Consider the following 25,185-nt stretch of genomic DNA (forward strand, 5'->3'; position numbering starts at 1 on the left):
TTGGATGTGACGGAGAGCACTCTGTTGCATAGTGCGGATGTTGTTGATTCCTGCGGAACACGCTTTCGGGGCGTGGAAGGACGATTCAACCGCCCGCCCCACGAACCAGAAGAGGTGCATCATCGCTATCGCCTGCCCACTCCGTGACCGCGCACTCGGGGAGGCGCCACGGCCCGCCATGACCATCGGATCGGAGGAAGACCCAACCTTCCCACCAGTCCATTCACCAAGGCCTCGTAGAAATGCAGGCTCATGACACGCCGAGCAAAGGACCCGCTCATGGCTATAAACAGTGACACAAAACCGCTAACACCCGACGAATTACCTGCCAATGATCACGTGGCGGGTACCCCGGCCGCAGCCAGCCCCGCCCACGCGGAGAACCCTGAAGCAGTCATCAGCGTCTCCCCCGACGACACCAACTTGGCCGCCCTCAACGCTGAGGACGGAGGCGCAGAGCCCCTCTCCGATTCTGTAGAACACGAACAGATCATGGAAGAGCTGCGCCATGCCAAGACCGAGCAGGCCGTTTCGGCCCGCCGAAACCGCAAACTTACCCTCGACAAAGTCACCTTCGGGATCACGGGCGCCATCGCCGTCGCCTTCGTGGTCTGGGGCTTTGTTGGAAGGGACAGCCTTTCTGAAACTTCGAAAGGCGCCCTCAACTGGGTCATGGAATACACGGGCTGGCTCTTCATGGTCCTCGCCTCGTTGTTCGTGATCTTCGTCCTCTGGCTCGCACTCGGAAAATTCGGCAACATCCCGCTGGGCAAGGACGGCGAGAAGCCCGAATTCCGCACCATCTCCTGGGTGGCCATGATGTTCGCCGCCGGCATGGGCATCGGGCTCATGTTCTATGGTGTGGCTGAACCGCTGTACCACTACATCTCGCCACCACCAGGAACAGTGGACGGCCGCACACCGGCAGCCATCCAGACTGCCATGGCCACCTCCATCTTCCACTGGACCCTGCACCCTTGGGCCATGTACGCAGTAGTCGGCATCGCCATGGCTTACGGCACCTACCGTCTGGGCCGCAAGCAACTGGTTTCCGCGGCCTTCACCTCGCTCTTTGGCATCCGCATGGTGGAAGGGCCGCTCGGCAAGTTCATCAACATCCTGGCCATCTTCGCCACGCTTTTCGGAACTGCCGCCTCGCTGGGCCTCGGTGCACTCCAGATCGGTAGCGGCATGACCTCCAACGGCTGGCTGGGCGAGATCGGCACTCCCGTGCTGGTGGTCATCGTCGCGATCCTGACCTTCTGCTTCGTGGCATCAGCCGTTTCAGGCATCAGCCGCGGCATCCAGTGGCTGTCCAACATCAACATGGTCCTGGCCGTTGTCCTCGCTCTCATTGTGTTCGTGGCCGGGCCGACACTGTTCATCCTCAACCTGATCCCCTCCGCCGTGGGTGACTACGCCCGGGATTTGGCTGAAATGTCCTCCCGCACCGAGGCCGTGGGAGACGACTCCCTGCGCAGCTGGATGACCAGCTGGACCATCTTCTACTGGGCCTGGTGGATCTCCTGGACGCCCTTCGTGGGAATGTTCATCGCCCGCATCAGCCGTGGACGCACCATCCGCCAGTTCGTCACCGGCGTGCTGCTGGTGCCGAGCGTAGTCAGCGTGATCTGGTTCGGGATCTTCGGCGGTGCTGCCTTCCACGTTCAGCAGGAGGCGGACAAGGCCGGAACTCCCGGGCTGGTGACCATGGTGGACGGCGCCCCCTCCATCAACTTCGACGGCGCCCTCTTCGACTTGGTAAAGAACCTGGGCATGCCCGGCTGGCTGACCGCAGCCGTCATTGTCCTGGCCATGGTCCTGGTGGCGATCTTCTTCGTCACCGGTGCCGACGCGGCTTCCATCGTGATGGGATCCCTCAGCTCCAATGGTGCTGAGCACCCGCGTCGAGGAGTCGTGATCTTCTGGGGAAGCCTCACCGGTGCAGTGGCAGCGGTCATGCTGCTTGCAGGCGGCGATAAACCCTCGGAAGCGTTGTCCGGGCTGCAAAGAGTGACCATTGTGGCTGCCCTGCCTTTTGTGATCGTCATGCTGCTGCTCTGTTTCGCCTTGGTCAAGGACCTTCGCCGCGATCCCCTGCAATTGCATAAACGCCTGGCCACCTCGGTGGTGGAACGAGCCATCCGGACCGGGGTGGAACAACACGGCGGCGTTCAGTTCGACCTCGTCACCAGGCACGATTGCGCCGAAAAGTGCACGGAATCCGATTGCGCCGGGGGAACACCGACGGGAACCATCCCCCTGGTTGGCAAACCACCTCAGGACCCAGACACCAAGTAACCCGGTTTCCGGCCAACACCCATTCACGCATCAGGAAGGTCCACCATGCCCAACACGTCTGCCCCAGGCACCCTCCGCCTCAACACCCAGGCAAGTCGCAATGCCCGAGCCAGCGAGGATGTGAGCCTCACCTTGGACTCATCCAAGCCAATGACAGTCCGGATTGAGGTTGACCACTGCCCGTGTGGATCGGAACACAACAGGGCCGGCTCGTACGTCGACAGTGACTTCGGCCGCTAGGCCTCACCACAACACTCCGCAACACAACAAAGCAGGCGCCGGATCCCGGCGCCTGCTTTGTTGTTGCTACTGCTTTGTTGTTGCTACTGCCAAAACCCTAAGGCTTATTTGGGCATCAGCACCGAGTCGATCAGGTAAACCGTCGCGTTGGCAGTCTGGACGCCACCGCAGATCACGTTGGCTCCGCCGTCAACCGTGAGGGCATCCTTGGTGCCGGCAACCGTCACTTCGCCACCCTGGACAGTCTTGTGGGTGCCGACGATCTGGTCCGGGGTCAGCTGACCGGGGACTACGTGGTAGGTGAGAATCTTGCTCAGCAGGGCATCGTCCGTCTTGAGCGTCTCGATTGTTGCGGGGTCGATCTTGGCGAAGGCATCGTCAACCGGTGCGAACACCGTGAATTCGCTGCCGTTCAGGGTGGAAACCAGGTCCACCTTGGGGTTGAGCTTGCCTGACACAGCGGCGGTCAGGGTCTTGAGCAGCGGGTTGTTCGATGCTGCTACGGCTACCGGGTCCTGGGCCATGCCCATGACCGAACCGGCACCGTCCGGAACCTGTGCGGCGTAACCGGCGCAGCCGGGGCCCACAAGGTTAGCGGCCGGATCCATGGCGGCGCTGCTCATGGAGGCCGACGGCGAAGCAGACGGCATGGCCGACGACGACTCCGGCGCGGAGGACGGAGCTGCCGACGAGGATGAAGGTGTGCTCGAACCACCACAGGCAGTGAGTCCGAGAAGGGCGGCTGCAGTGAGGCCAACGAAGGCGAGGGCGGGGCGCTTTGTGGACAACATGTCATTCTCCTTGTTTTTGGAACCAGGGCGTTGGATCCATCGGGTGGTGGGACACGGGCTGCAGGTGCGGCTTTTGCTACACCGGCGGTTTGTGTCTCACCAGCTATTCGGAGGATGGGACGGGGTGGATGGGTCCGGATTGAAAAAGTTTTTTAAACCAGCGATACCCACCCCACCGCGGCCCCTCGACAGCCGCCGCTCCGCCTTTAGAAGTACGGCTTGGTGATCAGCTCCAGCGCGTGACCGGCGGGGTCTTTGAAATACACGCCGCGGCCGCCGTGTTCGGTGTTTGTCTCGCCCGGGCGGGTCATCTGCGGATCCGCCCAATGTTCGACGCCGGCACTCACCAGACGCTCATAGGCGCGGTCGAAGTGCTGGTCATCAACCAGGAATGCGTAGTGCTGCATCTGGATCTCGACCGGCGGCTCGGCGAATTGCAGCATCACCCCGCCGTCCAGCGTGAGGTTGGTGAAGGGCCCCCAGCCTGGGGCTTCCTCAGCTTCAAGGATGGAACGATAGAACTCGGCTGACGCCGTGCGGTCGAGGGACGCGATGATGGTGTGGTTGAACAACGCGGGCATGCGGAACTCCTTTGTATGCGGGGTTATGTCGATGGGCTGAAGGGTTCATCGATCCACAAGGAGGCGCCCGCGGGGCAACACCACGGTGGGCGCCGCAGCGCGTCAGAGGTCGGCCGGGTAGCCGATCCGTGCAGGGCAGAAGCCCGATCCGGTCATCACGTCCGCAAGTCTAGCTGAGGGGCTCAACCCAATGACAAGATGGGCGCCATGGCAATCGAAGTGCGGCCCGCGACGGTGTTCGATGACGTGAAAGCCCTTGTTGGGCCCAAGAGCCCCGACTCCAATGTGTGTTGGTGCCTGAGTTACAGGATCCCCTCCAAACTCAACCAAGAACTCCAGAGGCAGGACCGTGGAAAGTTCGTGAAGAAGCTGGTGGCCGAGGACCCTCCTCCCGGCGTTTTGGCGTACGACGGCGACGAAGTGGTGGGGTGGGCAGCTGTCCACCCCCGCGCGGACACCACTTTCGCGAAGAACCGGAAGATCCCCCACGTTGACGACGCCGAGGTGTGGTCGGTCTGGTGCATCCGCGTCAGGCCCGGGCATCGCGGCAAAGGCATCTCCCATGAACTCCTGCGCGGCGCCATCGACTTCGCCAAGAGCCACGGCGCCCCGGCCATCGAGGGCTATCCCGTGGACAATAAGGGCGGCAAGGTTGATCTGACCATGGCCTACGTAGGCACGCGGAAGCTCTTCGAGAAGGCAGGTTTCAAGAAGGTAGCTGAGACGACCTCCGTGCTCAACGGTTTCCCCCGGGTGCTGATGCGCCTGGATCTCAGCTAGCCGCCCTGCAACCGGGCCGTCATTCGGTGCGCCTCCTCGAGCAACAGCTTGCCGAGGAATTCCTGGCGGTCCGGACGGAACCGGGGTTCAATTCCCGTCAAGGAAAGTGCCCAGGCCGGCCGGCCCTGCTGGTCAAAGACGGCGGCGCCCATGCCCCAACTGCCTTCCAGGATCAGCCCGGGATTAACGGAGAAGCCCGCCAGCCGGGTCTGAGAAAGGTTACTCCGCACCACGTCCGCAGGATGCCCTCCAGCAAAGTCGCCCGCATGCGACGGCCAATCCGCCAGCAGCGACTCCTGTTCTTCGGAAGACAGGAAAGCCATGATGGCTGTGCCCGCTGACGCCACTCCCAGCGGGAAACGCACACCTTCGTGGAGTACGAATGAACGCACCGGAAACGAGCCCTCTTCCCGCAGGACACATACGGTTTCGTTCCCGCGGCGGATGGAAAAGAATGCGCTCTCGCCCGTCTCCGCAGCGAGCCTGCGCAGGGACGGCCGGGCAATGTCCTCCATGGGAAAGCGAGCCGCGGCCACCGATCCCAGCAGGAAGATCTCCGGTCCCAATACCCACTTTCCGGAGGCGGAATCATGTTCCAGCAAACCCTCTGCGGCCAAGGACGTCAGCAGCCGGTGAACCGTTGGCCTGGTCAGCCCGGATTCGCGCACCAAGCCCGCCAACGACGTGCCCTCGGGCTTCCGACCCACCAGGCGCAGTAACAAGGCCACTCGGCCCACTACTTGGGCTCCTTGTACTGCCACGGCATCCTCCTGGAGAATTCATCCACAATATGGACAGCTTCAAGCGTAGCGTCCACACCGTGAGTAGCCAACACCATTGATCGTTGACCACCCACCCGAAGAAACCTAGGCTCCAGTACAGAGGCAACGAGTCCACAAAGTGGATACCATCCAGCCACACTCAACGAGGAGTCCAGAATGTCCATAATCCACGCGAGCGCAGCCCAGGCGCTCCATGACCTGATGGCAGACGGCATGATCATCGCCGTCGGCGGTTTTGGCCTGAGCGGCATCCCCGCAGACCTGATCGACGCCGTCCGGGAGTCGGGCGCCAAGGACCTCACCATCGTCTCGAATAACATGGGCGTGGACGGCAAGGGCCTGGGCGTCCTGATTGAGGCGGGCCAGGTCCGGAAGGTCATCGCGTCCTATGTCGGCGAGAACAAGCTTTTCGCCGAGCAATACCTGGCCGGGCAGCTCGAGGTCGAGTTCACGCCGCAGGGCACGCTGGCCGAGCGCCTCCGCGCCGGTGGCGCGGGCATCCCTGCCTTCTACACGCGGACGGGTGTGGGCACCTTGGTTGCCGAAGGCAAGCCTCTGGAAGAGTTCGACGGCGTCACGTACGTCCGCGAGCGCGCCATCACCGCCGACGTCGCGCTGGTCCATGCCCACACGGCAGATACAAACGGCAACCTGATTTACCGCTATACCGCACGGAACTTCAACCCCGTGGTCGCCACCGCAGGCAAGGTGACCATCGCCGAGGCCGAAGTCATTGTGCAGCCGGGCGGGCTGGACCCCAACCACATCGTCACTCCGGGCGTCTACGTCCAACGGCTGGTGCAGGCGACCGATCGCGTCAAAGACATCGAACAGCGTACGGTCCGGTCGCGACGCGAATCCCTCACTGTTTAGAAACAAAGGAGCATTCACCATGGCATGGACACGCGACCAGATGGCCGCCATCGCGGCCGAAGAATTGAACGACGGCGACTACGTCAACCTCGGCATCGGCATCCCCACGCTGGTGGCCAACAACCTGCCCGACGGCGTGCGGGTGGTTCTCCAGAGCGAGAACGGCCTGCTCGGCATGGGCCCCTTCCCCTATGAAGGGGACGAAGACGCCGACCTTATTAACGCAGGCAAGCAGACCGTCACCATCACCCCCGGCGGGAGCATCTTCGATTCCGCAACGTCGTTCGGCATGATCCGCGGCGGGCACGTGAAGGTGGCCATTCTGGGTGCCATGCAGGTCTCCGGCTCCGGCGACCTCGCCAACTGGACCATCCCCGGCAAGATGGTCAAGGGAATGGGCGGAGCCATGGACTTAGTGGCCGGGACACCGCGCGTCGTGGTCCTCACAGAGCACAATGCCAAGGACGGCACGGCCAAGATCGTCAGCGAATGCACCCTGCCCTTGACCGGGCTCGGATGCGTTGACCGGATCATCACGGACCTCGCCGTTTTCGATATCGAAGAAACGCACGACGGCGGCACCCGCCTTCTGCTGACCCGCCTCGCGCCCGGCGTCACGGTGGAGGAGATCCGCAGCAAGACGGACGCGGAGTTCGCGGAAGCGCACACGTCTGAAGAACACACGCTTGAAGGAGCCAACGCATGAGCCTGAAAGACCAGTTCGGCAAGGACATCCTGCTCACGGGATGGGGACACAGCAAGTTCGGCAAGCTGACGGACGACACCCTGGAATCACTAATTGTCCAGGTTGCGGGGGAAGCAATCAGCAACTCCGGGCTCGACCCCAAGGACATCGACGAGATCTACCTGGGCCAGTTCAATTCCGGCATGCAGCCCCTGGGATTCACGTCGTCCCTGGCGCTCCAACTCTCAGCGGACCTGGGCAATGTCCCGGCCACCCGCACTGAGAACGCCTGCGCTTCAGGATCCGCGGCGTTCCAGCAGGGCGTGAAAGCAGTGCTCGCCGGAACAGCACGCAACGTTTTGGTGATCGGCGCAGAGAAAATGACCGACGCCGGCGCAGATGTGGTGGGAGCAGCCCTCCTCGGTGCTTCGTATGAAATGGCCGGCAAGGCATCCAGCACCGGATTCACGGGCTTGTTCGCAGAGGTGGCCAAGCATTACGGGAAGCGCTACGGGTCCAGCATCGACGCTGAAAAGTACCCCGGTGGCCTCGGCGACATCCTCGGTTCCATCGCCGCCAAGAACCACCACAACGGCATGGACAACCCGTACGCCCAGATGCACCGCGACTTCGGCGTAGAGTTCTGCCGGACTATTTCCGACAAGAACCCCATGGTGGCCGAGCCCTTGCGCCGCACGGACTGTTCGCCGGTATCGGACGGTGCCGCCGCCGTCGTGCTCTCAACGTCGGCAACCGGGGGCGCAACCGCACCTGTGCGCTTGGCTGGTTTTGGCCACGCGAACGACTTTTTCCCGGCAGAGAAGCGCGATCCCACCGAATTCGCCTCCACCAGGGCGTCGTGGGAGCGCGCCTTCACCATGGCGGGCGTCGGCATCGAGGGGTTGGATTTCGCCGAGGTGCACGACTGCTTCACCATCGCCGAGCTCATCATGTACGAGGCCATGGGGCTGACACCGCGCGGCGAAGGCAGCCGTGCCGTCCAGGAGGGTTGGGTCTACAAGGACGGCAAGCTGCCCATCAACGTTTCCGGCGGCCTGAAAGCGAAGGGCCACCCCGTCGGCGCCACAGGTGTCTCGCAGCACGTCATCTCGGCCATGCAACTGAGCGGAACCGCAGGGGACATGCAACTGCCCAACGCGCGCCGCGGTGCCGTGCAGAACATGGGCGGCGTGGGCATCGCGAACTACGTGAGCGTGCTGGAGTCTGTCTAACCCCGGATCAGCGCCGCGATCTCCGCAAACCCGAGCCGCTCTGCGTTCTGCAGGGCGGTTCGGCCTTGGGGGTCACGGATATCCGGGTTGGCTCCCGCAGCGAGGAGCTGCCGGACCACGTCCTGCTGGTTGGGTCCGCCGTTGTTGAGCAGGATGGCTTCCTGCATGGCGGTCCATCCCAGGTTGTTCACGTGGTCCACAGGAACGCCCGCCGCGATGAGGATGCGCACAGTGTCCGTGTGCCCGTGTTCGCTCGCCGGGATCAGGGCAGTGCCGCCGTATCGGTTGATGCTGCGAACATCCGCCCCGGCACCCAACGTCAGCTGAAGGACCTCGTTGAATCCTTCGGCTCCCGCGTAGAGGAACGCTGAGTCCTGGATGTCATCCTTCGCGTTGACGTTGCCACCGGCCGCGATCAGTTCACGGACCTTCACAACATCGTTGGCTTTCGCGGCGAGGATCAGGAGACGGTCGGTTTTGATCTGGGCCTCCGGTGACAGTTGGGGCGGCGCGGCAGCCGACGACGCCGGGCCAGGGCCCACGCTCGACGGTGCGGCTGAGGTGGGAGCTGCTTGAGTCGGGCTCGGGCTGGAAGGCTGCGCGCCGGACGGCGGGGCTGTCGCCGTCGTACATCCGGACAGCAGCGCGAGCACCAGCAATCCCGCCCCAACCACGGGAGTTTTTGTACAGAAAACGCCCCTAAAACGCTTCCATAAGGGCGGTATCTGTACAAAAACTCCACGAGGATTCATGGCTACTTCGCTGCCACGGCCAAGGCCTCAGCGCCGGCGGTGGCGCAGGCTTCGTCCAGGGCACCGTCCGGTGCTCCACCCACGCCGATGCCGGCCACCGAAACACCGTTGACCTTCAGCGGGACGCCACCGGCCAGGAACAGGGTGCCGGGGAGGTCGGCAATCGAGGGTCCGTTGCCATTGATGCGCTTGGCCAGTTCACTGGTGGGAGCACCGAACGCAGCCGCCGTGTACGCCTTCTGCTTGGCCGCCTCAATGGTGTGCTCGGCGGCGTTGTCACCACGGAGGAGCGCCTGGACGGTGCCGAACCGGTCCACCAGGGCAACTGTCACGAAAGGCAGTTTGTCAGCCTGGCACTTGGCGAGCGCGGCGTTCACGGCCTTGCTCGAAGCTCCCACGGTGATGCGGTTCTGGGCCACGACGTTCTCCGGTGCAGGCTGAACGTCGGCTGCGACCTTGACGGGGGCGGCAACCGGCGCGGCGGCAGGCGCAACGGCATTGGCCACGGCTGTAACACCGCCGGTAAGCAACAGTGCTCCGGCTGCGGCGGCGGCAATCATCTTGTTGGACTTCTTCACAGAGTTCTCCTCGTAGTAAGCATCGGGTACATCTCCATGCTCCCGGGACGGAACCGCTGCGGCATCGGCCCGAAGCAGGCCACGGCCTCATACCTTCCGCCAGCGGTATCAGCCAAAAGGTGGAGAGACCAATGAACGCGGGGCATCTAGCATGGGAAGAACGCCCTCTACAGAATCGGAAACGGGAACCACGCATGCCAGCAGCCGCGCCACGGCCGGACACAAGCAGCCGGATCGACGGCCGCATCGACGCCGTCGTGCACTCGGGCTTTGCCGTCCTGATGGTCGCTTCGGCGGTCCGCTACGTCATGCGGCACTCCCCCGCGGACAACCTCTGGACCGTGGCGTTGGCAGCAGCAGTCTGTGCGCTGTACACCGTGACCGCGCTCCTGGCCCATCGGCGGCAACCCGGCGAACGCAGGCACCAGCTGTGGTTGGCATGGATGATCGCTTTGGTTGCAGCGTGGGCCGCGTTGGTGGTGGTCGCCCCGAGCTTCGCGTGGTGTTCCTTCGCCATCTTCTTCCTCACCCGGACGGCCTTCCGCGGGCCGGCCGCGTATGTGGCGGGCGGCGCAACAGTGGCCGCCACCGCCGTCGGACTCTTCCGGATGAGCGAGTGGACGGACGTTGCCATGCTCCTGGGCCCGCTCGCCGCCGGTGCCATGCTCACGTTGATCTATGACAAGGTCGAGCGCGGCCAGGAGCAGCTTGCCGCAAGCGAACGGGAGGCCGGCATCGCCGCGGAACGCGAGCGTGTTTCCCGCGAAATCCACGACACCGTCACCCAAGGCCTGGCTAGCAGCCTGCTCCTCCTGGAGGCAGCACAGCGGTCCTGGCCCGATGCTGCGAACCCTGACGTGCGCAAGGCAACCGATGTGCTGCGACGAAACCTCGCCGACACCCGCAGCCTGGTTCACGAACTCTCCGCCCCGGGCCTGGAGGCCGCGCCCCTCCCCGAGGCGCTGGAACATGCGGCCCGTCAGTACGTCGATGCCATCCGGGTCCAAGTCACCGGAGACCCGAGGCTCCTTCCCTCCGAGGTACGGCACGCCCTTCTGCGCGTGACCCAGAGCGCCGCGGCCAACATCAAGCTGCACGCCAGTGCCGACCACGCCAGCGTGACGCTTGGGTACCTTCCGGATGCGGTGACCTTGGACGTATTCGACGACGGTCGCGGCTTTGATCCCGCAGCGCTGCCATCGCCGTCGGAAAAGGGCGGTTACGGGCTGAGGGCCATGCGGCAACGGGTGGAACAGTTGGGCGGAGAATTGTCGGTGGAAAGCGCGCCGGGAGAAGGCACCATTATCGCGGCGCAGCTGCCTGTCAGCCCGCCGGCCAGTTCTTCCAAGGAGGCCCTGTGACCACCATTTCCGTGGTGCTCGTGGACGACCACACCGTAGTCCGGAGCGGACTCAAGGCGCTTCTGGGCACCCAACCTGATATCGCCGTCGTCGGCGAAGCCGCATCCGGTGAGGAAGCGCTCGAAGTGGCCCAGCAGCACGCACCCGACGTCGTCCTCATGGACCTTGCCATGGGCGCAGGGATGGACGGCATCGAAGCCATCAAACAGCTCCGCCAGCGCCGACCCAAGCAGGCAGTCATCGTGTTCACCACCTATGACTCCGATGCCGACATCGTCCGTGCCGTGGACGCAGGCGCCATGGGCTATTTGCTCAAGGACGCAGCGCCGGCAGAGATCTTCGCAGCGGTCCGTGGCGCTGTGGAGGGTAAGAGCGTGATGAGCGCGCCAGTGGCCTCGCGCCTGTTCCAACAGCTTCGAAATCCGGACGAGATCCTCACCCCGCGCGAAGCCGAACTGCTCAGCCTGCTGACCGAGGGCCTCAGCAACCGCGATCTCGGGAAACGCCTGTTCATCTCCGAGGCAACCGTCAAAACCCACCTCGCCCATATCTACGCCAAACTGGGTGTCGAGACACGGGCTGCAGCAATTGCCACAGCTATCCGGCGCGAGGGGATGCGGTAGGACACGTGGTTGGCTACGCTGACCGTATGTCGGACGCAGCGGATCGAAAATTGTTCAAGACCCCGGGAACGGCTTTGATCGTCAGGGGTGTCCTCGCCATCGTTTTTGGCCTGTTAATCCTGGCTTTGCCAAGCGCCACGGCGTTCGTTGTGGTTGTGATGTTCGGGTTCTTCGCGATCATCGACGGCATCACCAGCCTGGCCCATTACTTTTATGACCCCGCGGGCCGGTCACGGTGGTCGATTGCCGGTGGCCTCATCTCGATCGCTGCCGGCATCCTGGCCATCGCCTGGCCCGGGATCACGGCAGCGGCCGTAGGCGTCCTCATCGGGTTGTGGGCCCTCGTGCTCGGGCTCTCACAGATTGTCTTGTCCTTGGCTGCCAGGAACTTCGTCAGCAACTGGGGGCTCTGGTTCCTGACCGGGCTCATCACCACGGTGTTCGGGATTGTGGTGCTGGTGAATCCGGGCCTCGGCTTCCTGGGCGTGGTGTGGATGCTGGCAGGGTTCGCGATCCTGACTGGCCTGCTGCTCATTGCCTCAGGCATCGGGCTGCGCAAACTGGCCGATACCCGGCCGTTGTATGGCCACTAGTATCCCGGTAAAAAGCCGTGAGGGGATGCGCTCAGCGCCAAGTTCGGTAAGTTAGTGGCTGTGAAGATAGCTACCTGGAATGTGAACTCCCTCCGCGCCCGTGCCGACCGCGTTGAAGCCTGGCTTGAGCGCAGCGACTGCGATGTCCTGGCCATCCAGGAAACCAAATGCAAGGACGAGAACTTCCCGTGGGAGCTCTTTGAGCGCATGGGGTACGAGGTTGCACACTTCGGCGTCAACCAGTGGAACGGGGTGGCCATCGCATCCCGTGTGGGTTTGGACGATGTGGAGCGCACCTTCCTGGACCAGCCGGCATTCGGCAAGGCAGGCAAGGACCCCGCCCAGGAAGCGCGTGCCATTGCAGCCACCTGCGGCGGCATCCGGATCTGGAGCCTCTACGTTCCCAACGGCCGCTCGTTGGACGACGAACACATGCCGTACAAGATCAAGTGGCTCGACGTCCTGCAGGGCCACGCAGCCGAGTGGGTCAAGTCCGACTCGACCGCCCAGATCGCACTTATGGGTGACTGGAACATCGCCCCGTTCGACGACGACGTGTGGGACATCGAGCTGTTCCGCACCAACAACTACACCCACGTCTCCGAACCCGAGCGCGCCGCCTTCCACGCCTTCGAAGCCGCCGGGTTCACCGACGTCGTCCGCCCTTACACTCCCGGCCCCGGCGTTTACACCTACTGGGACTACACGCAGCTGCGTTTCCCCAAGAAGGAAGGCATGCGCATCGACTTCTGCCTCGCGTCCCCGGCGCTGGCATCGCGTGTCACAGGTGCCTCCATCGACCGTGAGGAACGCAAGGGCAAGGGCGCCTCGGACCACGCTCCCGTGATGGTGGAGCTCGCAGACTAAGAACACGCTCACCGCGAAGAAAGGGGACGGCTGGACATGACTGGAAACCTGTATCGGGGCCAGGCAGGACTGCCGTTCTCTTCGTCGCTGCGCATTTATGAGCCGCTCGAAGCGTTCCCGCCCGAACAGCAGCGCCAACTCGTGGCGGAGGGCGGCAAGATAGGTTCCCGGGCCGCCGTCGAAAATGCGGAGCTGCAGGCCTCGCTGGGCCGCATCACGCGGTCCGGCGGCGATCCTTTCCCTACTGGCCGAACGGACCTGGTCCGCATGACGCGGGTGCCCGCCGGGCGGCATGCCGCCGGGGCGGATAAAGAAGATCACGACGCCGGTCGGCTGCTTTACTGCCCCAGCCAACTGGTGATTCGGGCCGGCTTGGCGGCGAACGCGCTCATGGACGGTGTGCATAGTCCGCTGGCCGACCTTCTGATTCCGGTCTCTCAAAGGGATAGGCACCAGGTCAGAATCGATCGCATCAATGCCGGGGAAGACGCCAAGCGCGTCCACACCCGGGCGTCAACATGGGGAATCCCGTTCAGTTGGTTCTCGCTCTTTGCCGAGTCGGACCGCAAGGACGTGGTGGAATCCGAGGGGCGCATTCTGACCGTGCGGGTGTGGACTCCCCTGACGGAGGCCCTGGATCGGGCCCGCTTCGCCGTGGCCCACCTGGCCCTGGCCGCGCCGGACCTGGACATGCTGGATGACCTGACGCAGCTGACGGAATGGCTGGAGCTGTTCCACCTTCAGTCGATGGTTGAGCTGGACTATGGAGCCGTGGCCGACAAGGTGTACCCGGACGAGTCGCCCATGGATGTGCGGCTGGGTATCGAGTGCTTGGCTGAGGGCGACATGACCGGAGCGGCCGCTGCCTACCGCCGGCTCGCGTCGCGGTGGATCCCCATCCGGCAGTTGGCGCGCGCTTCCTAGCTTGGCGGGGCTTGAGGCGCCGAATGGGGCTTGAGGCGACGAATGGGGCTTTAGGCGCTTGGCGGGGCTGTTGTCTCGCGAACGATCAGCTCGTGGGGGGCAACTTCCGAATGCACGGCTTCCGGGTTGCCGTCCAGCTCGTCAAGGAGCATTTTCGTGGCAAGTTCGGCCTGGTTGTCGGGCCGTTGGCCCACGGTGGTCAGGCCAATGGAGGACGAGAAGTCGTGGTCGTCAATGCCGATGACCGAGAGATCCTGCGGCACCCTGACCCCGTGGCGGCCCGCCTCGAAAATAACGCCCATCGCCATCTCGTCCGAAGAGCAGAAGATGGCCGTGGGCTTGCGCCCCGGCTGGCTCCAAAGCCTGTTGAAAGCCTGCTGGCCGCTGGCAACCGTGAAATCGCCCCACTGGTCCCATTCGGGGCGGACTTCCAGCCCGGCGTCGGCCATGACCTCCTGGAAGGCGCGGATCCGCACCCGGGGGACGTCGAAGTTCAGGTCCGTTTCGTCGTCGCCGTGGAGCAGGGCGATGTCCTTGTGGCCCAGGTCCAGGAGGTGCCGCACGGCCGTGGAAGCGGCGTCGTAATCATTGATGCCGATGTAGGCGCAATCTTCAACATGGCCACCCACCACTACCAGCGGGATGTCGATTTTGTGGAGGTGTTCGAGTTCTTCCTCGGTCAAGGACATACACAGGACCAACAATGCATCGATCTGCTTGTAGACCATGGTGGAACTGAAGAGCCGCTCACGGTTGCTGCCGTGGCCACCAAGGTTGAACAGGGAAAGGTTGTACTTGCGGGAATGCAGTTCCCGGTCCGCGCCCTCGATGGCCTTGGAGAAGAACCATCGGCTGACGAAGGGTGCCAGGACGCCGATGGTACGGGTGCGGCCCGTTGCAAGCCCGGACGCCGACGACGACGCCACGTATCCCAGCGAACTGGCAACTTCGAGGATCTTTTCGCGGGTCGCCGGAGACACCCGCGGCAGTCCCCGCACCGCCCGTGAGACGGTCGCCGTCGAGACGCCAGCGGCTGCAGCGACGTCCTCAATACCGACGCCGGTGTGGCCGCCGCGTTGGGACCTACCCGTTGTTCGTGACACAGGCTCCCCTCTCCGGCCGCCGTTGCTCCGCCTTCACCTTAAATGTGGACGGGTGGTTTGCAGCCCTCGGTTACGCGGCATCGTAATGCGCTGCGCAGCCGAGGGCTGCGGTTCCTAGCCCTTGAGGCCGCCGGACAGCAGGCCGCGCACGAAGTAGCGCTGCAAGCCGAAGAACACCAGGAGCGGGATGATGATGGAAACGAATGCCGCCGCCGGGTTCAAGTAGTCCCTGGCGCCGCGCGTACCGGAAATCTCCGCCAAACGCTGCGTAATCGGGGCTACATCCGCTGTTCCACCGGAGAACACCAGGGCCACCAGCAGGTCATTCCAGACCCACAGGAACTGGAAGATCGCCAGGGATGCCAGAGCCGGAACGGAGAGCGGCAGGATGATCCGCCAGAAGATGGTGCTGTGTCCGGCACCATCCACCCTTGCCGCCTCGATGACTTCACCGGGAATTTCGGAGATGAAGTTGTGGAGGAGGAAGATACCCAGCGGAAGACCGAACATGGTGTGGGCGATCCAGAGCTGGGCGTACGAGCCCGCCGGCAGGTGCAGGGTCTGCGTGAAGAACTGCAGGAGCGGAATCAACGCCATCTGGAGCGGGATGATCTGCAGGGCAAAGACGAAGATGAACAGTGCGTCCCGACCCTTGAACTTGCCCCAGGCGAACACGTAGGCAGCCATGGATGCCAGCACCAGCACAAAGATGGTGACCGGGATGACGATCGCTATGGAGTTGACGAAGTACTGGGACAAGTTGGCCGACTGTGAGCCGGCCGGCGTGAGGACGTCCGTGTAGTTCTTGAACGTGAAGTCCCAGTCCACAAAGGCATTCCACCAGCCGTTGGACCGGGGTCCAACTTGCTTGGCAGCCGGCCTGAACGAGGTGACAAACAGACCGAACGTCGGGACGGACCAGACGACTGCGATAACGATCGCTGCCGCTGTTGCCCACTTGGAGGTCAGTTTGGTTTTGACCCTCCGCATGATCGGCTGGGCGTCCTCCGTAGGGTCGGATCCAGGACGCTGCCGGGTGGCCTTCGAGGCCTCTTTCGGGGCTGGCGTGGCTGTCAATGGATCTCCCTTTGCTTGCGAAGGACTCGAGCGTTGTACACGACGATGGGCAGAACCATCAGGAACAGGACCAGCGCCAATGCGGCACCGCGTCCCGGCTCACCTGCGCGGAAGGCCTGTGTGTACATTTCGTTGGCCACAACAGAAGTGTCGTAGTTTCCGGCAGTCATGGTCCGGACGATGTCGAACACCTTCAGGGTGGCGATGGTGATGGTGGTCAGCACCACCACCAGTGCTCCACGGATACCCGGAATGGTGACGTTGCGGAACTGCTGCCAGGCGTTCGCTCCATCAAGGCGGGCTGCCTCGACGAGTTCCACCGGGACACCCTTGATGGCGGCCGAAAGGATCACCATGGCAAAGCCGGTCTGGATCCAGACCATCACGATGATCAGGAAGAACGTGTTTTCCGGGGCGTCCAGGAGGAACTGCTTCGGGTCCATTCCCAGGGCGTCGCGGAAGAAGTTGAGGACACCGGTTTGTTCAATGCCAGGACCACGGTAGTCGTACACAAGCTTCCAGATGATGCCGGCGCCCACAAACGAGATGGCCATCGGCATGAAGACCAAGGACTTCAGTACTTTCTCGCCCCTTGCCTTGTCGATGAAGACTGCGTAGGCGAGTCCAAAGCCCGTGGACAACAGGGGAACCAGGACAGTCCAGATGACGGTGTTCCGCAGCGTGGTCAGAGCCTCCGGCTGCGTGAACATCCAGACGAAGTTGTCGAATCCATTGCCATTGCCGCTGGCATCGGTGAAGGCCAGCGTTGATGTGCGGATCGCGGGATACACCAGGCCCACCAGCATAAGGATTGCGGCCGGGGCAAGGAAGCCGGCCACGGTAACCCTGTCCTTGACCGATTTCGGTGCCCTGTCCACCACCAGCATGATGATGCCGATAACCGCTGCGAATATCGCCAGGGCTATCACTACTTGAAGGAGTTTTCCTCCGATAAATTCCATACCCAACCTCCGGGGCGTGAGTGAATCACTGAGTTCCGGGAAAAGCACTGCCTCCCCGGCTGGGCATTCCAGTCAGGGGAGGCAGCACTTTGGGAGTTAGCTCTTAGGCCAGCTGGACTCGATGCTGTTGGCAACATCCTGGGAAGACGTGCCGTTGATCCACTGCACGATGCCCTTCCAGAACGAGTTGGAACCAACTGCACTCGGCATGAGGTCCGAGCCATCGAAACGGAAGACAGTCTCGGGGTCCTGGAGGATCTTGACGGTCAGTTTGTCGAGGTCGGACTGTGCGTTGTTCGGGTCCAGGCCCTTGTTTGCACTGACAACGCCGCCCAGCTTCACGCGGTTGTTGGCAAAGTCGGCGCTTGCCAGGTAGGCCAGGAACGACTGGACCTCTGCGGTGTCCTTGTACGCTCCAACCATCTCGCCGCCACCGGTGACTGCCTTGCCCTTGCTTTCGTCAATCGGCGGGGTGATGAAGGCCCACACATCGCCGTCCTCGGCAACGTTGGTTCCTGCAGGCCAGTTGGCGGCCTGGAAGTTGGCCTGGTGGTGCATCGCGCACGTACCATCCAGGACAGGCTGGCCAGCCTGGGCGAAGCCGGTGCTCAGGATCGAGCGGACGTCACCGAAGCCGCCGTTGACCATGTCCTGGTTGAGCAGGATGTCGCCGGCTTTATCGAAGGACTCCACGATCTTGGGGTCGTTGAACGGAATCTGGTGGGCAACCCACTGATCGTAGACCTCAGGGCCGTGGGCACGCAGGACGACGTCTTCGATCCAGTCAGTGCCGGGCCAGCCCGTAGCCTCACCGGACTCGAATCCGGCACACCACGGCTTCATGTTCTTGTCATCTGCCGCGATCTTCTTGGACAAATCGATCATTTCGTCCCACGTCTTGGGGACTTCCCAGCCCTTGTCCTTGAAGGTCTTGGGCGCGTACCAAACGAAGCCCTTGACGTTCGCAAGCATCGGGGCCGCGTAGTACGTTCCGTCCACGGTGCCGTACTTCTTCCAGTCCGGGGACCAGTTCTTGTCCACGAGGTCGGAGACGGTCTTGGGAGCAGGCTTCAAGTACCCGGCCCGGGCCTGGGTTGCAAGAAGACCGGGCTGCGGGAAGATTGCCACGTCAGGAGCGGTGCCGGACTGGGCCCGGACGCCGATCTGCGTTTCGAATTCCTTGCTGCCTTCGTACTTGATGGTGATTCCCGTGCAGTCTTCAAACTGCTTCCAGGATTCCTCGAGGTTGGTGGCTTCGATATCGACGATCGTCGAGTAGACGGAGACGGTCTTGCCGTCGTGCTTGCCGTAGCTTTCGTAGGCGGAGCAGTTATCCGAGCCGGCGGTGGATCCCCCACCACCACCATCTCCGCTACAGGCTGAGAGGGTAAGTGCCAGAACACCGGCGGCTGCGACCGGTAGCAGGTACTTGGTTTTCTTCATGCTAAAGACTCCTCGCTGAGTACAAGTGATTTCGGCGGCGCAATTGATGTGGTGACGCTCACACTAGCCATGATGGAAGCATAAATGCAAGCGCTTACACCGAACGTAACCGCATCGATACCAAGCAGTCTGCTGATCTCGATTGAGGGTCAGCGGCGACCCCTTGGAGCCGCCTCTTCGGAAGTCCGCCGCGACCGGCAGGGCAGTCTTCCGATTTGTTTACCCAGTGTTGCCTATGGAAAAGTAGGAAGCGTGGATGAACTTGAAGCACTGCAGACCATCGGCCGCCTGATCAAAGAGGAACGCTTGGCCCAAGGTCTGAGCCAGGTGCAGTTGGCCAAGCAGGCAGGCACCGCCATCAAGACCGTCCGCACGTTGGAATCGGGCACGCGGCGCACCCAGGAAATCAACCAGCGCAAGCTGGAACACGCGTTGGGTTGGCGGGCCGGCTCCGTCTCAGAGGTCCTCAAAGGAAAATCCAGCTTTGCGCCGGAAATGATCACCCCCGACGACATGCGTTCGGGCGACGAACCGCGTCAGGGACCTCCGCGCATAGCAGTACCCGCTGCTCCCATCGCCCGGGCTTCGCACCTCTCCGACGAAGAACTCCTCGCAGAACTCACCTACCGGATGATGCACCGCAACAGGGGCTAGGCCCGGCGGATGGTCAGCCCTTGCGCCGGACCATCTCATTGATCCAGCTGGGCGCGAAAGGTGACGTGCAGTTAGGGGGCGTGGGGTAGTCCTTGAGGACTTCAAGCCGCTCGCCGATATCCAAAGCCCTGGCTCGATGTTCAGGGAACTCGATCCCGATCTGGGCCAGGCACTGGTTCATGGCCCACTGGAGGCGGTCCGGAGCGCCCTTCATTTCGGCCTCGATGATGTCCAGAAGCTGCTCCAGGGCCAGGCCCTCAGGTTTCTTGACTACCCGCTCGGACGTCAGCGCCCACCCCGCACTCGCCACCACAGGGTCAGGGTCAGAAAACCACGCCACCCGCAAATCTTCGCAGTGCGCGCTTTTCTTCACCACATAGTTCACCAGCCAGTCCTGCAGCTTGGGAGTCCGGGACTCACGGAGCATACTGTCCAGCTCCTCGCTTTCAAAGGCCTTGGGGCGGCAAATCAGGAGTGACAGCAGCCTGGCAGCGGTGTCGCCCGTGGACCACAGTTCGCGCGACAGCTCCTGCTGCGTTTTCAGCCTCTTCGCGACGGCGCGCAGCTTGCTGAGGTTCACGCCGTGGTCGTCGCCGTGCTTTTCGTTGACTTCCCGGGCCCGGGGTTCCTCCAGAGCGGCCAGCTCGTCCATGAGTTCGGCCACGGTCGTTTCCAGCACCGTCGTTCCAGCCACTGCAGTCTCCTGTCCATTGCGTATGAATCTCAGGCTACTAGGCAAGGACAAGAAGATGGCAGCCCCCGTCCCGTCGGTTGTCCGCGGTGGGGGCTGCCATCAGTTGTTTTGCGTGGTTACTTCTCGCCCTTGAACAGACCGGCGATCTTCGAGCCCAAACCCTTGACGTTTTCGGCAACGTCTCCAGCGATTTCCTTGGATTTCTCCGCGACATCGCCCGCCAATTCCTTGGCGTTTTCTCCTACATCACCGGAGAAGAATTCCTTGACATTCTCGGCTGCGTCACCGGCAAACTCCTTGACATTCTCAGCAGCGTCACCGGCAAACTCCTTGACATTCTCAACAGCCTCGCCAGCAAATTCCTTGGCATTCTCCAAGGCATCGCCAGCGGCATCCTTGGCATTTTCCGCCGCGCTGTTGACCGCTTCGGCTCCCGTGGTCTCTTCACTCATGGTGCTCTCCTTTGTGACGGTTGGATCTGGGACAGTACGTGCCAAAGGAAGTTATTCCCCCTTTGGATTCAACCTATTGGCTTGGTGTCGGGTTCTGCAATATCAGCGGACACGTTCCGCCTTAGTGAAACGGGACCGGGCTCCGGAAACCATGTGGACAAGCACCGGCGTCTTCTGACCAATTACTTGGTCCAATGCTTCAACAAGCTGCGACACCTCGGCCGCGAGGATATGCGGCGCCACTCCTTGCCTCGGTTGGATCCGAATACGCAGGCCAGGCTTGCCCTTCACTTCATAGGTCGCCACTGAGGCGCCCGCGAGGTCTGATCTCTCAGACAAGGCCGCCCTGAGCGCCTGCTCGGCGACCCCTCCACCAATCCGGACTTCGCCATTGATATGGCTGTCGTCGTCACTGGCGACCAAAAGGTTGGCCCGGCCCTTACCTTGCTGGGAGAGCCAGGCGACCATGGCGATGATGATGACCACCAGGATCGCGCCGGCCACAATCCACAGCCAGCTTTCTTCCCGCCCTGGGAAGCGCGTCTCGCGGAAGGCGGACTCCATGCCTGCCCAGACACTGGCCGACCAGCCATGCCACCATGCAGCCACCGCTGGCACGGTGGCCAACAACAGGAGAAGCAGACCGACGGCCAGGAGTTTCACGCCAATAATGAACAGCAGTACACGGTTGAGGGCCCTGGGTGTTCCGTTCACGCGCCAATCACCCCCGACGACGCCAGGTTTACCCGGACAGAAGGCATCGGTACCGGCGACATCTCATCAAGTTCGGCTTGCACCGCAGCCAGAACAGCCTCTTCACTGACCCTGCTGCCCGAGGTGGGCCGTACATTGACCACCACCATTTGGCGCGAGACAACCACCATGACCTGCTCCTGGGTCACGTTCGCAGCAGTTCGTGCACGACGTGCCAGGGCGGAGGCAAGGACCTCATCATCAACTACGACGGCGGTACGCGGGTCCCGGAGCAGATGCCGTGCCCGCCTGCCGGGCAGCACTGCATGCAGGAAAAAGAACAGGCCGATCATCGCGATAACGGCACCACAGGCACCCAACAGCAGGGGCGTAATGCCGTCGGGGAGCTTGATAATGCGTTCGGCCGCTGTGGTGGGGTCGATGAGCCACGGCGGTTGCCCAACTGCGCGAACACCTGCTTCGAGCAGCGCATAGACGCAGAAAAGGATCACCAGCACCGCGGCGATGACGGCTGCCCCTGCCCGGGACGAATGCGTCTCACGGCGCAGGATTCGGCTCATTTCAGGGTCTTCACCTGCCACCGGGCCTGCTCCTGCGTTCGGGTCCACCTGTGTTTCCTGGTCCTGTGTCACTGAACGCGGCCTCCCTCCGTCACATGCGCTCCACTGATCCTGATGTCTACCCGGCTTATTTGGGAGCCGCTGAGTCTCGTGACCGTGTCAAGAACAATTGCCTTGGCTGCCACCGCACGATCCCAGATGGATCCCCCGAAGCCCTGTACACGCAACGGATCCCGAAGGACCTCGGTCAAAGCCGGGATGCTGATCGGTGCCACGATCGACAAAGCCAGCAGGCCGTCGTCGTCCGCCCAATCGGCGCGGATGTCGGTGGCGGGAACGCCAAGAGCCTCGGCGGCGGCAGCGCGCGCCAAGGATGTCAATGCCTGGGTACTGATCCGGTTGTGGCCGGCCAGGCTGGTGGTGGTGTCCACAGCCTCAGCCACGCTCATGACGAAGAGCGCCGGCCCGTAATGGCATCCAGCACGCTGCGGAGGTCCAGTTTGCCCTCAGCTGCGCGGCCCAGCAGCGCACCGATGCCCATGAAAAGAAGCGAGATCAGGAAACCCCAGAGTCCGAACGAAAAGGACATGAAGGCCACGAAGGCGCCGATCGCAATTCCAACAACGGTCATGCTCACTGGAGTGCCTCCCTTTCAGCGAGGAGATTCTTGGTACCAACAGGTTTGGCCGATGGGGCCACGTAAACGTCGTTGATCTCGATGTTGACCTCAATGACCTGGAGGCCAACAAGTTCCTCAACCGCACGGAAAACAGCGCTCCGGACCTGGTTGGCGACGCTGTGCAGGGGATGTCCATAGAGGGCTACCAGATTGATGTCCACGGCCACCTGGGTTTCGCCGACTTCTGCGCGGACGCCCGCTGCATGGTCCGAACTGCCGACGGCGTCGCGAATGGCGCCCAGAGCACGGGACGGCCCCGATCCCAACGAGTAGACGCCCGGCACGGTTCGGGCAGCGATGCCCGCAACTTTGGCCACGGCTGCCTCGGAGATGATGGTGCGTCCGGTACCAAGGATCTCGCCCCCAGGCACGGGATCAAACTGCACGTTCTGGTCTTCCATGGAGCACTCCCCTTCTCTTGAGTACCACCCTAGCGTCTAGCTCCGACGCTTTGGGAGAAGCGTCAGGCGAGAGGGGAGTGCGCGCGGCGGCTACTTACAGTTCTTATCCATCCAGTCCTGAATGGGCTTCATGAGTTCTTCGAACTTCCCATCGCCATACTTGCTGAAATCCGATCCTGCGGACTCCGTGAAAGCCCTGAGCTTTTCGAAGGCGGGCTTCAATTCATCCGGCACTTTGCCCTGCATTTGGGACAACTCCTGCTTGGCCTTCTCCACGTCATCGGGATTGCCGCCCACCAGTCCAGCCAACGGCAGGATGGTGACGCTCAGCATGGTGGCGCTGACCGAGATGCAGGCTTCGGAAATCGACGTGAACTCACCGTAGGCTCCGCCCATGCCAGTGGTGGCGCCGGTGCTGGCTGTTGCGTCCGGGCTCGATTCTGGGGGTGCGGCTGAACTGGTTCCCACCTCCGCGGCCGGAGCCTCCGACGACGCACTGGGAGACTGCTGCGCAACCGGCGACGGGATGGTGCACGCGCTGAGGGTCAGCGTGGCAATCAGAAGGGCTACCGGAATGAGGCGGCGGCGCTTGGGCGTACTTGAACGTGGGATGGTGACCATGGTTCCCCCATAGGATGCGTGCGATTGACGGGCCAGCGAGGCAAGACTACGCCCAGCACCCCGCGGTGAAAAGGGTTGGGTTATCCACAAGGCCCGGTTCGTGACTGTGGTGGGCGCGTTTGACGCACCTAGACTGGCCGACACACCGCCAAACAGCTGCTGGGGAGCCTGTCATGCCACGCCTTTCGTCTGCCACTTTTCCTTTTGCGCTCTCCCGGACGGTGGCCTTGGGCGTGGGGCTTGCTTTGCTTCTGGCGGGCTGCCAGAACGGCTCCACGCCCGGCGGTTCACCATCTAATACGGGCACGACGACGGCGTCACCCACCACAAGCTCTTCGGTCCCGGCAGCTTCGGCTACCCCGGGTACAGCGTCGGCGTCTGCCGTGTACAAGCCTGCGGATGCCCAGGGGAAGGCACAGAATGTGCCGGTACCCGTGATGCCCGACCTGGCGAAAGAGAACTCGAAGGCTGGGCTGGAGGCGTTTATTGGGTACTGGTATGCGACTTACTCCTACGCAATCGAAACAGGCGATCTAGCTGGGTGGAAGAAGATCACTGACACTAAGATCCCAGTTGCTGCTGCCCACGAAGAGTCTGTGAGGCTCAATCACATAGACGGTAGATGGATGGTAGGCGGCAGGCTTACAACCCCAGTAATTGACGCCACTTGGGACGGGTCGGCAAGAAGGACCTCTTCAGCTAAGGTCCAAGTGCTTCAGGAATCAATCCAATACTTCGATGCCGGCGGTGCCAAAGGCCAGGAGGACTCCGCCGCCACCAATACGGCCGATGCCGTCTTCGCTAATTACCTGGATGGGGCTTGGAAGGTCACCGACTACGGAACGATCGTGGGTTAGCCATGTCGGCCTTCGCCACTCGCCTCAGCTTCTTGTTGCTCGTTCTCTCGCAGATCGTGTTAGCACCCGGCGCCGCTAAGGCCGATGACACACGCGTCAGCGCTGACAGGCATGAACGGCAGATAGAAGTCGGGGCAACCTTCGTGTTCAACCCCGAGACCGGTAAATCAGAGCCAAGCCCCGGGACTTCACCGGCCTCTGAGGACCCGAACCAGTACATGGCTGATACTCACTGCCGCGCCGACGGGCCCGATACCAAGGACCCCGGCTGTGACGCCCTCGAATGCCCTGCAACCACAGTTGGCGGCGAAGAAGGCACCCCGGTCATCTGGAAACAGGCGCCGAAAGCCATCACCAACCCCGGCTGGACCGACTGGATCCCCGTCAGCGGACCCACGTGCCTGTACGACCCACAACCCGAGAACGTCCTGGCCAACATCGCAGCCAGAATCCTCAACGACTTCCGCCAACTACCCGTAAATCCAGGAACCCTCGAAGCCCAACCCTTCCCACACACCCTCAAAGGCGGACCCACCAACTTCTACGCCACCGCAGGAGAACAGGCTTTCGACCTCACCATCCTCGGCCAAGCCGTCCACCTCACCGCAACACCCGTTAGTTACACCTACACCTTCGGCGACGGAACAACCCTCGGACCGACCCCGGTAGCTGGCTACTCCATCCCCGAGACCGAATGGCTCAGCAACGAGACCCGCACCAGCCACATCTACACCGAAACCGGCAACTACCAAGCCACCCTCACAGCAAGCTTCACCGGCACCTACTCCGTCAACAACGGCCCACCACTGCCCATCAACGGAACACTCGACATCAGCACACCGCCCAAAACCATCCAGGTCTGGAAAACACAGAGAGCACTCGTAGCCGACACCTGCGAAGAGAACCCCAAATCCTGGGGATGCCCCGGCGGTGAATCCGCACATTAGGGGATGCGGAGGAGCCAGCGGGCGAAGTATCCGTACCGCCACCACCCTCTGTGAACTG

At 62.6% G+C, this 25,185-nt stretch carries 30 protein-coding genes; 13 read left to right on the top strand and 17 right to left on the bottom strand.

Going from position 1 to position 25,185, the window contains the following annotated elements; genetic code table 11:
* The first annotated feature begins 279 nt into the window (after window positions 1-279).
* Window positions 280-2,301, top strand: a complete 2,022-nt coding sequence (locus tag ACSSVG_RS07740) for a BCCT family transporter (protein WP_231338868.1) — start codon at window positions 280-282, stop codon at window positions 2,299-2,301.
* 344 nt (window positions 2,302-2,645) lie between these two features.
* Here ACSSVG_RS07740 and ACSSVG_RS07745 read toward each other — a convergent pair whose 3' ends face one another.
* Together ACSSVG_RS07745 and ACSSVG_RS07750 are read right to left on the bottom strand one after the other, a co-directional pair.
* Complete coding sequence (locus ACSSVG_RS07745) at window positions 2,646-3,332, bottom strand: fasciclin domain-containing protein (protein WP_231338866.1); 687 nt, start codon at window positions 3,330-3,332, stop codon at window positions 2,646-2,648.
* Window positions 3,333-3,538: 206 nt separating this feature from the next.
* Window positions 3,539-3,913, bottom strand: a complete 375-nt coding sequence (locus ACSSVG_RS07750) for a VOC family protein (RefSeq protein WP_253465940.1) — start codon at window positions 3,911-3,913, stop codon at window positions 3,539-3,541.
* A 207-nt stretch (window positions 3,914-4,120) separates the two neighbouring features.
* Here ACSSVG_RS07750 and ACSSVG_RS07755 point away from each other — a divergent pair, with 207 nt between their 5' ends.
* The gene (locus tag ACSSVG_RS07755) at window positions 4,121-4,693 is read left to right on the top strand and encodes a GNAT family N-acetyltransferase (RefSeq protein ID WP_231338864.1); all 573 of its coding nucleotides are present in this window, start codon (window positions 4,121-4,123) and stop codon (window positions 4,691-4,693) included.
* On the opposite strand, the gene ACSSVG_RS07760 is transcribed toward ACSSVG_RS07755, so the two are convergent.
* Entirely contained in the window at window positions 4,690-5,454 is a 765-nt protein-coding gene (locus ACSSVG_RS07760) for an IclR family transcriptional regulator (RefSeq protein ID WP_253465937.1), read from the bottom strand. The two genes, ACSSVG_RS07755 and ACSSVG_RS07760, sit on opposite strands and share 4 nt — an antisense overlap.
* Window positions 5,455-5,631: 177 nt before the next feature.
* On the opposite strand from ACSSVG_RS07760, the gene ACSSVG_RS07765 reads away from it, so the two are divergent.
* Genes ACSSVG_RS07765 through ACSSVG_RS07775 form a run of 3 tightly spaced genes read left to right on the top strand, consistent with a single transcriptional unit; the run spans window position 5,632 to window position 8,265 of the window.
* A complete protein-coding gene (locus ACSSVG_RS07765; protein ID WP_492418237.1) occupies window positions 5,632-6,348 on the top strand; it encodes a CoA transferase subunit A in 717 nt (238 codons plus the stop codon).
* Between the two features lie 19 nt (window positions 6,349-6,367).
* Window positions 6,368-7,054, top strand: a complete 687-nt coding sequence (locus ACSSVG_RS07770; protein WP_253465933.1) for a CoA transferase subunit B — start codon at window positions 6,368-6,370, stop codon at window positions 7,052-7,054.
* The gene (locus tag ACSSVG_RS07775) at window positions 7,051-8,265 is read left to right on the top strand and encodes an acetyl-CoA acetyltransferase (protein ID WP_253465931.1); all 1,215 of its coding nucleotides are present in this window, start codon (window positions 7,051-7,053) and stop codon (window positions 8,263-8,265) included. Before ACSSVG_RS07770 ends, ACSSVG_RS07775 begins: the two co-directional genes overlap by 4 nt.
* On the opposite strand, the gene ACSSVG_RS07780 is transcribed toward ACSSVG_RS07775, so the two are convergent.
* A complete protein-coding gene (locus tag ACSSVG_RS07780) occupies window positions 8,262-8,939 on the bottom strand; it encodes an ankyrin repeat domain-containing protein (RefSeq protein WP_231338859.1) in 678 nt (225 codons plus the stop codon). The genes ACSSVG_RS07775 and ACSSVG_RS07780 overlap by 4 nt on opposite strands.
* Before the next feature lie 80 nt (window positions 8,940-9,019).
* A complete protein-coding gene (locus ACSSVG_RS07785; RefSeq protein WP_231338858.1) occupies window positions 9,020-9,595 on the bottom strand; it encodes a GlcG/HbpS family heme-binding protein in 576 nt (191 codons plus the stop codon).
* A gap of 194 nt (window positions 9,596-9,789) precedes the next feature.
* Between ACSSVG_RS07785 and ACSSVG_RS07790 the strand changes: the two genes are divergently transcribed.
* Genes ACSSVG_RS07790 through ACSSVG_RS07810 form a run of 5 tightly spaced genes read left to right on the top strand, consistent with a single transcriptional unit; the run spans window position 9,790 to window position 13,963 of the window.
* Entirely contained in the window at window positions 9,790-10,956 is a 1,167-nt protein-coding gene (locus ACSSVG_RS07790; RefSeq protein ID WP_492418240.1) for a sensor histidine kinase, read from the top strand.
* A complete protein-coding gene (locus tag ACSSVG_RS07795; RefSeq protein ID WP_253465925.1) occupies window positions 10,953-11,579 on the top strand; it encodes a response regulator in 627 nt (208 codons plus the stop codon). Before ACSSVG_RS07790 ends, ACSSVG_RS07795 begins: the two co-directional genes overlap by 4 nt.
* A gap of 26 nt (window positions 11,580-11,605) precedes the next feature.
* Window positions 11,606-12,172 (top strand): HdeD family acid-resistance protein, encoded by a 567-nt coding sequence (locus ACSSVG_RS07800; RefSeq protein ID WP_231338855.1) that lies wholly within the window; start codon window positions 11,606-11,608, stop codon window positions 12,170-12,172.
* Between the two features lie 60 nt (window positions 12,173-12,232).
* On the top strand, window positions 12,233-13,039 hold the full coding sequence (locus tag ACSSVG_RS07805; RefSeq protein ID WP_231338854.1) for an exodeoxyribonuclease III: 807 nt from the start codon (window positions 12,233-12,235) through the stop codon (window positions 13,037-13,039).
* A gap of 36 nt (window positions 13,040-13,075) precedes the next feature.
* Window positions 13,076-13,963, top strand: coding sequence for a DUF8083 family protein (locus tag ACSSVG_RS07810; protein WP_231338853.1), 888 nt, complete (start codon window positions 13,076-13,078; stop codon window positions 13,961-13,963).
* A gap of 50 nt (window positions 13,964-14,013) precedes the next feature.
* Here ACSSVG_RS07810 and ACSSVG_RS07815 read toward each other — a convergent pair whose 3' ends face one another.
* From ACSSVG_RS07815 to ACSSVG_RS07830, 4 genes are all read right to left on the bottom strand, one after another.
* The gene (locus tag ACSSVG_RS07815) at window positions 14,014-15,066 is read right to left on the bottom strand and encodes a LacI family DNA-binding transcriptional regulator (RefSeq protein ID WP_492418243.1); all 1,053 of its coding nucleotides are present in this window, start codon (window positions 15,064-15,066) and stop codon (window positions 14,014-14,016) included.
* A 114-nt stretch (window positions 15,067-15,180) separates the two neighbouring features.
* On the bottom strand, window positions 15,181-16,143 hold the full coding sequence (locus ACSSVG_RS07820; protein ID WP_231338851.1) for a carbohydrate ABC transporter permease: 963 nt from the start codon (window positions 16,141-16,143) through the stop codon (window positions 15,181-15,183).
* A complete protein-coding gene (locus ACSSVG_RS07825; protein ID WP_231338850.1) occupies window positions 16,140-17,105 on the bottom strand; it encodes a carbohydrate ABC transporter permease in 966 nt (321 codons plus the stop codon). Before ACSSVG_RS07825 ends, ACSSVG_RS07820 begins: the two co-directional genes overlap by 4 nt.
* A gap of 96 nt (window positions 17,106-17,201) precedes the next feature.
* Window positions 17,202-18,548 (bottom strand): ABC transporter substrate-binding protein, encoded by a 1,347-nt coding sequence (locus ACSSVG_RS07830; protein ID WP_231338849.1) that lies wholly within the window; start codon window positions 18,546-18,548, stop codon window positions 17,202-17,204.
* Between the two features lie 252 nt (window positions 18,549-18,800).
* On the opposite strand from ACSSVG_RS07830, the gene ACSSVG_RS07835 reads away from it, so the two are divergent.
* On the top strand, window positions 18,801-19,202 hold the full coding sequence (locus ACSSVG_RS07835) for a helix-turn-helix domain-containing protein (RefSeq protein WP_231338848.1): 402 nt from the start codon (window positions 18,801-18,803) through the stop codon (window positions 19,200-19,202).
* Between the two features lie 13 nt (window positions 19,203-19,215).
* Here the strand turns inward: ACSSVG_RS07835 and ACSSVG_RS07840 are convergent, their stop codons facing one another.
* The 8 genes from ACSSVG_RS07840 to ACSSVG_RS07875 all read right to left on the bottom strand — a co-directional run bounded on the left by ACSSVG_RS07840 (window position 19,216) and on the right by ACSSVG_RS07875 (window position 23,323).
* The gene (locus tag ACSSVG_RS07840; protein ID WP_492418246.1) at window positions 19,216-19,896 is read right to left on the bottom strand and encodes a DNA alkylation repair protein; all 681 of its coding nucleotides are present in this window, start codon (window positions 19,894-19,896) and stop codon (window positions 19,216-19,218) included.
* A gap of 116 nt (window positions 19,897-20,012) precedes the next feature.
* Window positions 20,013-20,348 carry a hypothetical protein gene (locus tag ACSSVG_RS07845; protein WP_492418248.1) on the bottom strand — a complete coding sequence of 112 codons (336 nt, stop codon included), beginning with the start codon at window positions 20,346-20,348 and terminating at the stop codon, window positions 20,013-20,015.
* Window positions 20,349-20,450: 102 nt separating this feature from the next.
* Window positions 20,451-21,062 (bottom strand): hypothetical protein, encoded by a 612-nt coding sequence (locus ACSSVG_RS07850; protein WP_492418250.1) that lies wholly within the window; start codon window positions 21,060-21,062, stop codon window positions 20,451-20,453.
* The gene (locus tag ACSSVG_RS07855) at window positions 21,059-21,694 is read right to left on the bottom strand and encodes a DUF6286 domain-containing protein (RefSeq protein ID WP_492418252.1); all 636 of its coding nucleotides are present in this window, start codon (window positions 21,692-21,694) and stop codon (window positions 21,059-21,061) included. The genes ACSSVG_RS07850 and ACSSVG_RS07855 overlap by 4 nt, the downstream gene beginning before the upstream one ends.
* On the bottom strand, window positions 21,691-22,071 hold the full coding sequence (locus tag ACSSVG_RS07860) for a hypothetical protein (RefSeq protein ID WP_492418254.1): 381 nt from the start codon (window positions 22,069-22,071) through the stop codon (window positions 21,691-21,693). The genes ACSSVG_RS07855 and ACSSVG_RS07860 overlap by 4 nt, the downstream gene beginning before the upstream one ends.
* Window positions 22,068-22,259: a DUF2273 domain-containing protein gene (locus ACSSVG_RS07865; protein WP_018779541.1), complete on the bottom strand. Its 192-nt coding sequence runs from the start codon at window positions 22,257-22,259 to the stop codon at window positions 22,068-22,070. Before ACSSVG_RS07865 ends, ACSSVG_RS07860 begins: the two co-directional genes overlap by 4 nt.
* Window positions 22,256-22,702 (bottom strand): Asp23/Gls24 family envelope stress response protein, encoded by a 447-nt coding sequence (locus ACSSVG_RS07870; RefSeq protein WP_492418256.1) that lies wholly within the window; start codon window positions 22,700-22,702, stop codon window positions 22,256-22,258. Before ACSSVG_RS07870 ends, ACSSVG_RS07865 begins: the two co-directional genes overlap by 4 nt.
* Before the next feature lie 90 nt (window positions 22,703-22,792).
* Window positions 22,793-23,323 (bottom strand): hypothetical protein, encoded by a 531-nt coding sequence (locus tag ACSSVG_RS07875; RefSeq protein ID WP_492418258.1) that lies wholly within the window; start codon window positions 23,321-23,323, stop codon window positions 22,793-22,795.
* A gap of 383 nt (window positions 23,324-23,706) precedes the next feature.
* Here ACSSVG_RS07875 and ACSSVG_RS07880 point away from each other — a divergent pair, with 383 nt between their 5' ends.
* Window positions 23,707-24,180: a DUF6318 family protein gene (locus tag ACSSVG_RS07880; RefSeq protein WP_492418260.1), complete on the top strand. Its 474-nt coding sequence runs from the start codon at window positions 23,707-23,709 to the stop codon at window positions 24,178-24,180.
* 2 nt (window positions 24,181-24,182) lie between these two features.
* Complete coding sequence (locus ACSSVG_RS07885) at window positions 24,183-25,127, top strand: PKD domain-containing protein (RefSeq protein WP_492418262.1); 945 nt, start codon at window positions 24,183-24,185, stop codon at window positions 25,125-25,127.
* Window positions 25,128-25,185: the final 58 nt, after the last annotated feature.

It is taken from the genome of Paenarthrobacter sp. E2MeOHC11 (assembly GCF_058744955.1).